At 62.1% G+C, this 12,797-nt stretch carries 12 protein-coding genes and 2 pseudogenes; 8 read left to right on the top strand and 6 right to left on the bottom strand.

What is annotated here, in order from left to right:
* Positions 1-106: 106 nt before the first annotated feature.
* Positions 107-876, top strand: a pseudogene (locus C2U47_RS12185) (substrate-binding periplasmic protein).
* A gap of 46 nt (positions 877-922) precedes the next feature.
* On the opposite strand, the gene C2U47_RS23530 reads toward C2U47_RS12185, so the two are convergent.
* Positions 923-1,048: a hypothetical protein gene (locus tag C2U47_RS23530; protein WP_257520123.1), complete on the bottom strand. Its 126-nt coding sequence runs from the start codon at positions 1,046-1,048 to the stop codon at positions 923-925.
* Between the two features lie 292 nt (positions 1,049-1,340).
* Between C2U47_RS23530 and yjbD the strand changes: the two genes are divergently transcribed.
* Both yjbD and cspE read left to right on the top strand, forming a co-directional pair.
* On the top strand, positions 1,341-1,625 hold the full coding sequence (yjbD, locus tag C2U47_RS12175) for a DUF3811 domain-containing protein (protein ID WP_042879473.1): 285 nt from the start codon (positions 1,341-1,343) through the stop codon (positions 1,623-1,625).
* A 391-nt stretch (positions 1,626-2,016) separates the two neighbouring features.
* Complete coding sequence (gene cspE / locus C2U47_RS12170) at positions 2,017-2,226, top strand: transcription antiterminator/RNA stability regulator CspE (RefSeq protein ID WP_010675897.1); 210 nt, start codon at positions 2,017-2,019, stop codon at positions 2,224-2,226.
* A gap of 177 nt (positions 2,227-2,403) precedes the next feature.
* Here the strand turns inward: cspE and C2U47_RS12165 are convergent.
* Both C2U47_RS12165 and C2U47_RS12160 read right to left on the bottom strand, forming a co-directional pair.
* Positions 2,404-3,788, bottom strand: a pseudogene (locus tag C2U47_RS12165) (ATP-binding protein).
* Positions 3,789-3,795: 7 nt separating this feature from the next.
* Positions 3,796-4,518, bottom strand: a complete 723-nt coding sequence (locus C2U47_RS12160; RefSeq protein WP_010675899.1) for a response regulator — start codon at positions 4,516-4,518, stop codon at positions 3,796-3,798.
* 199 nt (positions 4,519-4,717) lie between these two features.
* Here C2U47_RS12160 and C2U47_RS12155 point away from each other — a divergent pair, with 199 nt between their 5' ends.
* Both C2U47_RS12155 and C2U47_RS23525 read left to right on the top strand, forming a co-directional pair.
* On the top strand, positions 4,718-5,074 hold the full coding sequence (locus C2U47_RS12155; protein ID WP_010675900.1) for a hypothetical protein: 357 nt from the start codon (positions 4,718-4,720) through the stop codon (positions 5,072-5,074).
* Positions 5,075-5,560: 486 nt separating this feature from the next.
* Entirely contained in the window at positions 5,561-7,555 is a 1,995-nt protein-coding gene (locus C2U47_RS23525) for a methyl-accepting chemotaxis protein (RefSeq protein ID WP_043154966.1), read from the top strand.
* Positions 7,556-7,617: 62 nt separating this feature from the next.
* Here C2U47_RS23525 and C2U47_RS12145 read toward each other — a convergent pair whose 3' ends face one another.
* Positions 7,618-8,031, bottom strand: a complete 414-nt coding sequence (locus C2U47_RS12145) for a hypothetical protein (protein WP_010675902.1) — start codon at positions 8,029-8,031, stop codon at positions 7,618-7,620.
* A 129-nt stretch (positions 8,032-8,160) separates the two neighbouring features.
* On the bottom strand, positions 8,161-9,162 hold the full coding sequence (locus C2U47_RS12140; RefSeq protein WP_043154967.1) for a sensor domain-containing diguanylate cyclase: 1,002 nt from the start codon (positions 9,160-9,162) through the stop codon (positions 8,161-8,163).
* 386 nt (positions 9,163-9,548) lie between these two features.
* Here C2U47_RS12140 and glnK point away from each other — a divergent pair, with 386 nt between their 5' ends.
* Positions 9,549-9,887 carry a P-II family nitrogen regulator gene (gene glnK / locus C2U47_RS12135; RefSeq protein ID WP_010675904.1) on the top strand — a complete coding sequence of 113 codons (339 nt, stop codon included), beginning with the start codon at positions 9,549-9,551 and terminating at the stop codon, positions 9,885-9,887.
* A 25-nt stretch (positions 9,888-9,912) separates the two neighbouring features.
* Positions 9,913-11,154, top strand: a complete 1,242-nt coding sequence (locus tag C2U47_RS12130; protein WP_042864817.1) for an ammonium transporter — start codon at positions 9,913-9,915, stop codon at positions 11,152-11,154.
* 59 nt (positions 11,155-11,213) lie between these two features.
* Here the strand turns inward: C2U47_RS12130 and C2U47_RS12125 are convergent, their stop codons facing one another.
* Positions 11,214-12,128 (bottom strand): helix-turn-helix transcriptional regulator, encoded by a 915-nt coding sequence (locus C2U47_RS12125; protein WP_049636324.1) that lies wholly within the window; start codon positions 12,126-12,128, stop codon positions 11,214-11,216.
* A gap of 75 nt (positions 12,129-12,203) precedes the next feature.
* On the opposite strand from C2U47_RS12125, the gene C2U47_RS12120 reads away from it, so the two are divergent.
* Entirely contained in the window at positions 12,204-12,602 is a 399-nt protein-coding gene (locus C2U47_RS12120; protein ID WP_043154968.1) for a VOC family protein, read from the top strand.
* The last annotated feature ends 195 nt before the right edge of the window (positions 12,603-12,797 follow it).

The raw sequence follows: 12,797 nt of genomic DNA, 5'->3' as shown, positions 1-12,797 counted from the left end.
ATTCACCTCCCCGACGACCATGTTGCTGCCACTTTCCCGCGCTTTACGTCCCCTTCGTCCAGGCTTGTGGCTATCATCGAGACGATTTCTCCCTTCGGGAACCTGCATGAACTACTTGAGTCGTCTGCTGTGCCTCGCCCTGCTGATGTTCGGCAGCCACCTTGCCGCGGAGCCGCTGCGGGTGGGAGTCAGCTTTGCCATTCCTCCCTATGTCATCAGCCACGAAGACAGGGGCATCGAACTCGATCTCATGCGAGAGGCCTTCGCAGGCAGCCCCCATGAGCTGCAGGTCGTCTATCTTCCCCTGGAGCGCACCTTCAGGATGCTGGAGGAAGGCAAGCTGGACGCCATCATCAACGTCAAACCCGGCATGCTGGAAAGCGCCTACCTCTCACAGCCGGTGATCACCTTCCACAACCGGGTCTTTACCCTGGCGCCGACGGCAGTCCACACCATGAAGGATTTGCAGACCCTGCGAGTCAGTGCCTTCCAGCGTGCACGGCAGATCCTGGGAACGACCTTCTCCGACATCGTCGACCAGAACCCCCGTTATGAAGAGGTGGCGAGGCAGGAGGGACAGGTACAGCGGCTCCTGCTCGGGCGCACCGATGCCGTGATCCTGGAACAACGGGTGTTCTACTACTATCTGGCGCAGTTGCTCGGGGATGACCAGGAGGGCGACCGCTATCCCAAGGACAAGGTCAGACAGCACGACCTCTTCCCCCGACTCACTACCACTTCGCCTTTCGCGAGGCGGGCCACCGGCAATGGTTCGACAGACAGCTCGCCAAGATGAAGGCGGACGGGCGCTATGAGCGGATTTTTGCCGCCTATGGCACCACCTCTACTGCCGGAGACAAAAAAGCCAGCCCATGATGGACTGGCTTGATACCGGCTCCAGGGAGCCGCAGTGGATGGAGCGTTACTTCATCGCGCTGCCGTTTTTCAGCTCTGCTTTCTGACGTTTGGCTTCGCGTTTCTCTTTCAGTGACATCTGCGGTTTTTTCTTGGCATCTTTGCCGTGATGCTGTTCTTTGTTGCTCATCATCAGACTCCAAAAAGGTTACCTGGACAGTTGGAACGGGTGTTCCAGCATGTCAGCCGAATCGTGGATTTCAGTACGCCAACAGTGACGATCGGGGATCGCACTGGCCTCAGCATACTCCCAATCTTCCGCCGGGATCCAGCCTCCCGGCAGCGCCTGCCAGGCAGGCGTTCCCTTAGCGTGCTCCCCCGGAAATGACGACCGGGCGACACTTTTTGCATCCGGGGACGGATGGTCAGCCTGTCTCCGATGGATGTGTGTTAGGGTGGGCATTCAACGATCGCAGGAGCGCGTCATGAAGAAGCTGGAAATGAAGGATCTGACCGAGGCCGAGAAAGCCGAGATTGCCCTGCTGGTGCAAAAGGCCCAGGCCAATGCTGATCACACCCTGACCAACGGGGAGCGCAACAAGATCCGCGAAGCAGGACGCCAGAAGATCGCCGCCGATCGCGCCCAGGCCGCCAAGGCGGCTTCCGCACTGGCGCGGGAGAAAGCCAAGGAGCGAGCCAGTGCCCAAGTACTGCCCGACACCTTCAACTGGTCCGATTCCGTCAGCAACAAATACCGTGGCAGACGGTAACGGCAGCATGAATGCACGCAGAAGACTCTGCTGAAAAAAAGCGGCTGGCAGAGCGTGATGTCATTACGCTGAAAAGGGCAGCAGGAGGCGCCTGGCAGCAGACGCTCATCCGGATAAAACGCCGATCCAGCCATCACCGTCAGAAATGAATACCAAGATAAAGATTGCCATGACGGGATGTGCGTGTTCTAATCGTTTTCGATGGTTCGGTAGTTCAGACCTGATTATGTTAGGCAGTCATCTTAAAGCAGTGATTTGTGCAGGCAGTTATCCCCGATAATTCTTGCCAGATAATTCTCCTTCTTTAGTGCTCCCCATACGTATTTCTGACGAAAAATCATGGATTGCCGCTCCGGTGGCGTTTCACTAATCACTACTCAAGGAAATTATCATGTCCAAAATGACTGGTACCGTAAAATTCTTCAACGCCGAGAAAGGCTTCGGTTTCATCTCCCCGGCTGACGGCAGCAAAGACGTGTTCGTTCACTTCTCCGCCATCCAGTCCAACGGTTTCAAAACCCTGGAAGAAGGTCAGCGCGTTGAGTTCACCATCGAGCAAGGCCAGAAAGGCCCGGCTGCTGCGAACGTCGTTCCGCAGTAATTCAAGCCGGAGCACCTTCCCCTCTTTGGGCAAGGGCCTCAGCAAGAATTGAAAAAACCCGCTTCGGCGGGTTTTTTGTTGCCCGTTTCCGGGTGGCCGACCTGTTGCCCTGCTTCCCTCTCGCCACGGGCAGCAAAAAGGGCACCCTGGTGGTGCCCCATTTCCTGGTCAGGTTCCTTACAGGGGCAGGCTGATCCGCGCCTCCAGCCCCCCTCCTGGCGATTGTGAAGGCTGAGCTCACCGCCGTGCTGGTGCACCAGGGTGCGGGCGATGGCGAGCCCCAGTCCCACGCTGCCAGACTCGGTGTTGCGGGCTTCATCCAGGCGCACGAAGGGCTTGAACACCTCCTCCAACTGGCTCTCCGCAATCCCCGGCCCCTGATCGCGAACCAGGATCAGCAACTCGCCGTCACCGCGCACCAGAGAGACCTCGGCCCCCCCTGCGTACTTGATGGCGTTGCCGATGAGGTTTTGCAGCACCCGGCGCAGGGTGTTGGCGCGGCAGGCGTAAACCTGCTTGCCCTCGGCCAGGCAGGTGACGGGCTGGCCCATGTCGGCATAGTCGTCACACAGGCTCTCCAGCAGGCTGACCAGATCCAGCTCCCGGGTCGCCTCCTGCTGCCCCTCCTCCCGGGCAAAGCTCAGGGTCGCCGCCAGCATCTGCTCCATCTGCTGCAGGGTCTGCTGGAAGCGCTCCTTGTCTTCCCCGTCCGCCAGAAACTCGCTGCGCAGCCGCAGGCTGGTGATGGGGGTGCGCAGGTCGTGGGAGATGGCGGCCAGCATCCGGGTTCTGTCCTGCACGAAGCGATCGAGCCGGGTGTGCATCCGGTTGAAGGCCTGGATGGACTCGCGGATCTCGGTGGGCCCCTCCTCACGCAGGGGCTCGATGTCCTCACCACGCCCCAGCCTGTCGGCGTTGGCGGCCAGTTGCTTGAGGGGACGGGTCGCCCGGCGGAACAGCCAGATCATCAGGCCGATCACCAGGCTCGCCACCAGCAGCAGGTTGAGGGTGGTCTGCCAGGACCAGCTCGCCGTCTCCTTGTCCACCAGGGAGCTGAACTGGAGCCAGCCGCCGTTGGGCAGTTCGATGGAGCCGTAGAGCCGCATGTCCTGGGGCGGCGGCATGCCGTTGCGATCCTTCATCATGCGGTTGTGGTGCTGCCAGGCCCGGCTGCGCTGGATGTCCTGCTTCAGCTCGGCGCTGATCTCCACCGCCAGGGAGGATGGATAACCGAGCTTGGCCCGCACCAGCTTCTCGAAGCGGGGGCTGCGGTTGTCCGGTTGCAGCGGCTCGTCGGAGAGGCGCAGCAGCAGGGTCTCGCTGCGGCTCGCCTTGAGGATCTCGTGATAGAGGGATGGGGGCGAGAGGGAGAGTAGCCGCACCACGGAGATGATCCGCTGCATGGCGTTGCGGCTGTTGACGTAACCGAGGGCCTCCTCCCTGTCCGAACGGTAGATCTGGATACTGAGCAGCTGGATCAGCACCAGCCCCGCCAGGGCCACCAGCACTATCTGGCCGGTCAACCCCTTGGGCAGCAGCCTGGCGAAGACGCGCTTGATCATGTCGGCCTCACTCCTGGGTCACGTCGGCGGCGAACAGGTAACCGCCACCCCAGATGGTCTTGATGAGCTCGGGATTCTTGGGATCCCGCTCCAGCTTGCGCCGCAGTCGGCTCACCAGGGTATCGATGGCGCGATCGAAAGCCACCGCCTCCCGGCCACGGGCCAGATCCAGCAACTGATCCCGGCTCAGCACCCGCTGGGGCCGCTCCAGAAACACCTTGAGCAGATCGAACTCGGCGGTGGAGAGGCTCATCCCCACCCCCTCCTCGTCCACCAGCTCGCGGCGATTGACGTCGAGCAGCCAGCGATCGAAGCGCAGATCCCGGGTCAGGGTCTCCGGCACGGGCAGGCTCTCCGCCTGGGTGCGGCGCATCACCGCCTTGATGCGGGCCAGCAGCTCCCGAGGGTTGAACGGCTTGGAGAGGTAGTCGTCCGCCCCCATCTCCAGGCCGATGATGCGGTCCGTCTCCTCCCCCATGGCGGTAAGCATGATGATCGGCAGGCGGGATTTGACCCTGAGCTCGCGGCACAGGGTGAGGCCATCCTCCCCCGGCATCATCAGATCCAGCACCAGCAGGTCGAACTCCCGCTCATCCAGCAGCCGCTTCATCTCCTTGCCATCGCGGGCGCAACTGACGCGCATGCCATGCTGCTCCAGAAAGCGCTTGAGCAGATCGCGGATCTCGCTGTGGTCATCGACCACCAGAATATGAGGGCTGCCTTGGTTCATCATCATCTCTCCGTTATCGGGCTGGGGCGATTATACGAAAATCAACCGGGCGGGTTGTGTCAAAGTGTGCCAGCACGCCCCTGTGCCACACTCTGCTACAAAATAGGCCTCTACTGGCAAATTTCAGACACTTCCACGGTGTTTACTGGATACCAAGGCGAAAGAGCCTCTACCCGTACACATCCGACAGGAGTTACCCATGAAAAAGCTGACCAAGACCCTGCTGACCGCCACCCTGATCCTCGGCCTGCCGCTGGGCGCCTATGCCGCCAGCGAGGCGGTCTCCACCGCGCAACCGACCCAGGCCACGGCGACCGGTTGCCCCATGGACGGTACCGGCATGATGGGCGGCAAGCATCATGGCGGCCGCCACGACAAGATGGCCCGCATGAAGAACATGACCCCGGAACAGATCCAGGCCCATCTGCAACAGCGCTACGACAAGATTGAAGATCCGGCCAAGAAGGCGGAGTTCGTGAAGAACCTTGGTCTGCGTGCCGACGGTATGATCAAGCACGCCGAGGTGATGAAGCAGTTCGCAGAAGCAAACCAGTAAATCGAAGTAATGAAGCCGTTTGCCGAAGCAGACCAGTAAGTCGAGATGATCAAGCTGTTCGCAGAAGCAAACCAGTAAATCGAAGTAATGAAGCCGTTTGCCGAAGCAGACCAGTAAGTCGAGGTGATCAAGCTGTTCGCAGAAGCAAACCAGTAAATCGAAGTAATGAAGCCGTTTGCCGAAGCAGACCAGTAAGTCGAGATGATCAAGCTGTTCGCAGAAGCAAATCAGTAAGTCGAAGTGATGAAGCGGTTTGCCGAAGCAGACCCGTGATCCGGCGGGGCCCTGCCCCGACACCGGCGAAAACGACAGGGTGGCGCAAGCCACCCTTTTTTTGTCTCCCCCCCCCAGTTTTTTCACCTTTTCCTGCCTGGCCGCATCATGTTATGTGAGCGATAACAAACGTTTCACTTTCGAAATAAATCATAATGGTCCCTCACACAACAGACGCGGGCACGATCCCGGGCACAGTGGACAGGAGTCGTTATGGGATGGAATCTGGGCACAATCAAGGGGCGCTATACCGCCGTTTTTCTGGGCTTCATGGCGCTGGTGTGCGCCCTGACGGTGATCGGCATCCAGATCTGGATCACCCCCGCCCTGCAAAAAGCGGGGGAGGAGAACGTGGCGCTGCGAGTCGGCGAGATAGCGACCGATATCCGTGACCAGCTCAACGGGGTGCAGACCCAGTCGCGCAGCATTACCCAACTGGTGGCACAACTGCCGAGCGAGCAGATAGATGCCCAGCTCCCGGCCCTCATCGACCAGTACGGCAACGGCATGGTCTTCGGTGGCGGCATCTGGCCCCTGCCGGACAAGCGGGAGGCGGGGCGCGCCAAGTTCAGCACCTTCTTCCACAGGGATGCGTCCAACGCCCTCATTCCCAACACCTACTGGAACTCGGCAGAGGCGCCCAACTATTTCGATCAGCCCTGGCACAAGGCTGGCCAGCAGGCGCCCCGTGGCGTCTGTGCCTGGGCCGCCGCCTACAAGGATGGCGCGAGCCAGCAGCCGAGAACCAACTGCGCCATGGGGATCTACCAGGATGGCGCCCTCTACGGGGTGTCGACCATAGACGTCACCCTGGGCTTCTTCAACGACCTGGTGGCCAAGAAAGAGCAGGAGATCGGCGGTCAGGTGATGATCATCGAGGCTGACGGCAAGATCCTGAGCCGCAACGCCCGTCTGACCGGGGATGTGGTGCTCGGCAACCTCTCCGCCCACGCCGACTATCCCTTCGCCCTCGCCATCAGCGGCCTGCTGGGCCAGGATGCGAGCAAGGGGCAGCTGCGCACCACCTTCCAGGATCAGGGTGAGGAACAGACCCTGCTGATGGAGGCCATCGAAGGGACCCCCTGGCTGCTGGCCACCGCCCTGCCGACCCGCACCCTGACCCAGGACAGCCGGGATGTGCTCGCCACCCTGGCGAGCATCCAGCTCCCCCTGGCGGGGCTGCTGTTCGTGCTCATGGTGCTGGCCATCAGCCAGCTTGGCAGCCGCCTGCAGACTCTCAAACTCAACATCGACGCCCTCAGCGCCGGCGACGCCGATCTGACCGCCCGCATCGAGGTCAAAGGGCATGACGAGCTGGACAACATCGCCCTGTCGGTCAACCGCTTCATCGCCTTCCTGCAACAAATGATGGTGCAGGTGACCGCCGCTACCGACCTCATCACCCGCGAGCTGGCCCAGCTCGATCAGCAGACCGGGCAGGCCAGGCGGATCCTGGGAGAACACGCCAGCGAAACCGATCAGGTCGTCACCGCCCTCAACGAACTCAGCTCCACCGCCGACAGCGTTGCCCGCCACGCCAACGACTCCGCCAGCTTCACCGAGGCCGCCAACGGTCAGGCGGCCAGCTCCCGCAAGGTGGTGGGATCGGCCTCCGCCAGCGTGGTGGCCCTCATCGACGAGGTGGATCTCGCCGCCGCCAAGGTGCTGGAGATGCAGGAAGATGCCCAGCAGATCGGCAGCGTGCTCGGGGTGATCGGCGGCATCGCCGCCCAGACCAACCTGCTGGCGCTCAACGCCGCCATCGAGGCGGCCCGGGCCGGTGAACAGGGCCGGGGCTTCGCGGTAGTGGCCGACGAGGTGCGTGCCCTCGCGGCACGCACCCAGAACAGCACCGCCGAAGTGGGCAGCATGTTGTCACGGCTCACCCAGGGGGTCGCCGAGGCAGTGGTCGCCATGGAGCAGACCAAGCGCAGTTGCCAGGCGGCGGCCGACACCACGGGGCAGGTCACCGGCGGCCTCGACACCATGGCCGACGCCGTAGTGCAGATCCACGATCTCAGCAGCCAGATCGCCACCGCTGCCGAGGAGCAGAGCCGGGTGACCGAGGAGATCAACCGCAACATGGTAAGCATTCGCGACATGCTGAACCTCCTGGTGGAGAACGGCGGCAACACGGAGCAGAGCGCCGCCACCCTGCTGGGGTCCAACCGCCAGTTGCTGGCACTGGTGCACCGCTTCAAGGTGTGAGCCTGAACACCAGGCAGCAAAAAGGGGCCCGCGGGCCCCTTTTTCATTCACTTTGCCAGGACTCAGGCCTTGTTGGCCAGGTTCAGGGTCTTCACGGTCTCGCCTTCGAACTTGATGACCACGTTCTTCTGGGCCACTTCGGAGTCTTTCAGCAGGGACTTGGTAGTCTCGGCCAGCAGCGGGGAGGCCTTGTTCAGTGCGTCCAGGTCATAGGTCCACACTTCCAGACCGGCGTCGGTCTTGGTGCTGGCCGGGGCGCCCAGCTTGTCCTTGATGGCCTGCTTGTTGGAGCCGCCTTCCTTGATGTCCAGGGCCTTCTTGATCGCTTCGTTGGAAGCAGTGTCCATGGCGTTGCCAGCCATCTCTTTGGCGGTGCTGGTGACGCTGCTGGTCACGGTGTCGGTCAGGGAATCCATCAGGCCGGCGTGGGCAACCAGAGGCAGGGCGGTCAGGGCAATCAGCAAGGACTTTTTCATGAAGATACATCTCGCAAGAATGAAAAGAGCGCGCATGAAACCAGCGGGATGAATTGGAGTCAAGAAAATCCCTTGGTCAAGCCGTATTCGGGGGGAACAGCCCCGTAGCGGCTCCGACCAGTGCCCTTGTCAGCCGCTGAGCTGGTCCTTGCCCGCCAGCTTGGCCCGGTAGAGCGCCCTGTCGACCCGCGCCATCAGGTGGGACACCTGCTCGTCGGGGTCGGACTCCACCAACCCGAAACTCAAGGTCACGGGCTCGATCCCCTTGACCCTGGCATGGCTCAGGCGCTGCCTCAGTTTTTCGGCCACCACCCGGGCGTCGGGCAACCGGGTATTGGGAAGCACCAGCATGAACTCGTCACCCCCCCAGCGGGCCAGCAGATCGATCTCGCGGATGCAGCCCCGGGTCAGCTGCACGATATCGATCAGGGTCTGGTCCCCCACCCCGTGGCCATGGCGATCGTTGATCTGCTTGAAGTCGTCCACGTCCATGGCGATCACGGCAAAGGGCTCCTTGAAGCGCTTGGCGCGCTCATGCTCCAGCCGCACCGCCTGCTCCAGCCGATAGCGGCTGGCCGCGCCGGTCAGGGAGTCCGTCTCCGCCAGGCGGCGGTTCTCCTCCACCTGGAACTGCAATGCCTGGTTGAGCCGCTCCAGTTCGGCGGTACGCTGCGCCACCTGCTGCTCCAGGGTGCGGTTTTGCAGCTCCAGCCTGGCGTAGAGTTCCCGCTGGGCGTGGATGTTGCGGTGTGCCCCCACCATCCTGGCGACACTGCCGTCCGGGTTGCGTGTGACGATGCGGCCGCAATCCGCCACCCAGAGGTAGTCACCGTTACGGCAACGGCAGCGGTATTCGGCCCGGTAGTCCGCCGCCCGCCCGCTCAGGCAGGCATCGAAGCTCTCCATGACCTGCGCCAGATCGTCCGGGTGGATCAGGTTCTCCCAGGTGAAGACGGTGTTGTCGAGGGAGTGTGGCTCATACCCCAGCATCTGATACCAGCCGGGATAGCGATGGACATAGCCGGTGTTGGCATTCCAGTCCCAGAGACCGTCGCTCACGACCTCCAGCATGCCGCTCATCACGGCCTCGTCGAGGGCCGGTTGCCTTGTCATCTCATTGTCATGCAGCATGAAAACCTTCCTTGTTCTGCTACTCGGCGCCACGGATCCGCTTGTTGACCTGGCGGGAAAACCGGGCCTGCCGGTCGAGCCTTCAAGGGGGCGACTGGCCTCGACACCCCGTCATGACTGGTTATCGGCCAGGTTGCTCTCTTGTTGAACAACAGTAGCAGCCCGCACACTTTCGAGTCTTGCGCGCCGTCACGCTCCCTTCCGTTCTTCTGCCGGCCAGATTGCACCACGGCGGTGCACACCTTTGGCGCAGCCCTGCCCATATTGGGCAAGCCTCGCTGACCAGGGCTGCGATTAATAAGTAAGTGTATGAATAAAAAGAAAAATACTTTTCTGGCGCAATATTTGCCTTTATCTGGGTGAACCACAAGGATTGGGGATATTGCATGAAATTAATCACCGCCATCATCAAGCCGTTCAAACTCGACGACGTGCGCGAAGCCATCGCCAACCTCGGCGTCGAGGGGCTGACGGTTTCCGAGGTCAAGGGGTTTGGCCGCCAGAAGGGGCACACCGAGCTGTACCGGGGTGCCGAATACCAGGTGGATTTCCTGCCCAAGGTAAAGCTGGAGATCGCCACCCTGGCCGACAACGTCGAGCAGATCATCGAAGCCATCAGCAAGGCCGCCCACACCGGCAAGATAGGTGACGGCAAGATCTTCGTTTATGACCTGCAGGCCGCCGTGCGCATCCGCACCGGCGAGACCGACGCAGACGCCCTTTGATACGACTGGAACTGAGGAATACGACATGGAAGAGTTGATCACATCCGTCAGCGAGCTGCGCTATGCACTCGACACCTTCTACCTGCTGATCTCCGGCGTGCTGGTCATGTGGATGGCCGCCGGGTTCGCCATGCTCGAAGCCGGCCTGGTCCGCGCCAAGAACACCACCGAGATCCTGACCAAGAACATCCTGCTCTATGCCATCGCCTGCATCATGTTCCTGCTGGTCGGCTACAACATCATGTACGTGGACAACAGCGCCGGCGGCTGGCTGCCGAGCTTTGGCAGCCTGATGGGCAGCCAGGCGGACGACGCGGGCCACTCCCTGCACTCCGACTTCTTCTTCCAGGTGGTGTTCGTCGCCACCGCCACCTCCATCATCTCAGGTGCGGTGGCAGAGCGGATGAAGCTCTGGTCCTTCCTGCTGTTCTGCGTGGTGATGACCGGCTTCATCTACCCCGTGGAAGGCTACTGGAGCTGGGGCGGTGGCTTCCTGAAAGAGGCGGGCTTCTCCGACTTCGCAGGCTCCGGCATCGTCCACATGGCGGGCGCTGCCGCTGCCCTGGCCGCCGTGCTGCTGCTCGGCCCCCGTCGCGGCAAATATGGCAAGCAAGGGGAGATCTACCCCATCCCCGGCTCCAACCTGCCGCTCGCGACCCTGGGCACCCTGATCCTCTGGATGGGCTGGTTCGGCTTCAACGGTGGCTCCCAACTGGCGCTCTCCAGCGCCGCTGACGCCACCGCCATCGGCACCGTGTTCGTCAACACCAACGCCGCCGCGGCCGCCGGTGTGGTCGGCGCCCTGCTGGTCAGCAAGCTCACCTGGGGCAAGGCGGATCTCACCATGATCCTCAACGGCGCCCTCGGCGGTCTGGTCGCCATCACCGCCGACCCGGCCTCCCCCAGCCCGCTGTTCGCCAGCCTGATCGGCGCCCTGGCCGGTGCCCTGGTGGTCTACGCCATCGTCGCCTTCGATCGCCTGAAGATCGATGATCCGGTCGGTGCCATCTCGGTACACGGCGTCTGCGGCCTGTTCGGCCTGATGGTGGTGCCCTTCTCCAACACGAGCGCCACCTTCGGTGCCCAGTTGCTGGGTGCTGCCACCATCTTCGGATGGGTCTTTGTCGTCTCCCTCGTGGTCTGGAGCCTGCTCAAGGCCACCATGGGCCTGCGGGTCAGCGAAGAGGAAGAGATGATGGGTGTGGATGTCCACGAGTGCGGCATCGATGCCTACCCCGAGTTCGTCAGCGTCAAATCCAGCATCTAAGCACGCCATCTGCTTGCGGGGCCCGGGGGACACCTCGGGCCCCGTTTTTTTGGGCGCCCTCAGCGCCCCTTGAAGGCGGGGTGATGCAACCGGCGATAGTGACTGGGCGCCAGCCCATGCTGGCGCTTGAAGGCGGTGGAGAAGTGGTATTCGTTCTTGAAGCCGCACTGCTCGGCCAACTGCTTCACCGGGTCGGCCCGGCTCGCCAGCAAGAGCGCCGCCCGCTGCAACCGCAACCGTTGCAGCAGCGCCATGGGCGCCAGCGCGAAATGCTGCTGACAGAGTCGATGGAGCTGACGCTCGGAGAAGTGCAGGGCGCCGGCCATGCGGGCTATGTCCCAAGGCTCGGTCAGCGCCTCTTTGAGCAGTAATTCGAGGCGCAGCGCCAGCCGCTCGCCGCGGCTCTGTCCCTCTCCCTTTTGCAACAGGCGGCGCAGGTAGAAACCGAGCTGCTCCACCAGCAGCGCGCTGAGCAGCGGGTCCTGATGGCGCTCCTGCTCCGCATAGAGGTTCTCGATCGTGCGCAGCACGGTGGCCTGCTGGGAGGTACAGCCGAGCCGGGGGTGGCTGGCGAAGGCATCCCAGGGGGAATCCTTGTGCAACAGCAGCCACACCAGCTCCCACTCACCACCCTTATTCACCTGCGGGTTCAACGTCTCATTAAGCTGCTCACTCAACTGCTCACTAAGCTGGTAGCAGAGCGGCTCCCCGGCCGGGATCAGGGCCCACTCCCCGACCGGCAGCCGCTCGAGGCGATCGCCGATCAGCACCTCCCCCTCGCCGCCCAGGGTCAGCAGAAAACAGTGCATATCGGCAAAGCGGCGCGCGATGTGGTAGCGGGTCTTGAGACGGGAATAGCCCGCCAGCCACACCTGCTCCTGCGCAAGAGCCGGCAGCAAGCTGTCACAGCAGATCTGCTCGCGGCAGTCGGGGGAGACATCGATAATCTCGGTGTTGGCAGTTTCAGACATCATCAGGACGGGCTCAGCCATGTCGAAGGGACAGGCCCCAGCATAGCATCAAGGGCATCAAGTCACAGGAGACCAGCCATGCATATCCATCACGTCGCCATCTGGGCGCAAGATCTGGAGGCACTCAAGGCATTCTACTGCTCCCGGTTTGGCGGGCAGGCCAATGAGCGCTACCACAATCCGAGCAAACAATTCAGCTCTTACTTCGTGCGTTTCGAAGGGGGCGCCAGCCTGGAGCTGATGCACAGCCCCATCCTGTTCCCGGCGGATCTCCATCTGCCGCACCCGTTGCAGGGGTTGGCCCACCTCGCCTTCTCCCTCGGCAGCGTGGATGCGGTGGACCAGATGACAGCCCGCCTCAAGCTGCTCAAGGGCGCCGAGGTGAAACACCTGGACGGCCCCCGCTGGACCGGCGATGGCTATTACGAGAGCACCTTCCTCGATCCCGAAGGCAATCGGCTGGAGCTGACTATCTAATTACCTGAATGATCCCCTCACCCTGCCCTCTCCCAACGGGAGAGGGGATAAAGCGGCACCGGGGATATAATCGCCAGCCATGGCGATTCAATTGACGTAAAAGTAGTCAGCCACGTAGGTTCGATTAGCGAAGCGTAATCGGACGAAGGTAACGGCATAGCTCCCTTCTCCCGTTTATCCGTCATTCCGCACCTG

Source organism: Aeromonas sp. ASNIH7, from assembly GCF_002903485.1.
GTDB classification, from domain to species: domain Bacteria; phylum Pseudomonadota; class Gammaproteobacteria; order Enterobacterales; family Aeromonadaceae; genus Aeromonas; species Aeromonas caviae.
Note: the sequence above shows the minus strand (reverse complement) of the source record. Positions and strands in the feature narration are given on the sequence as shown.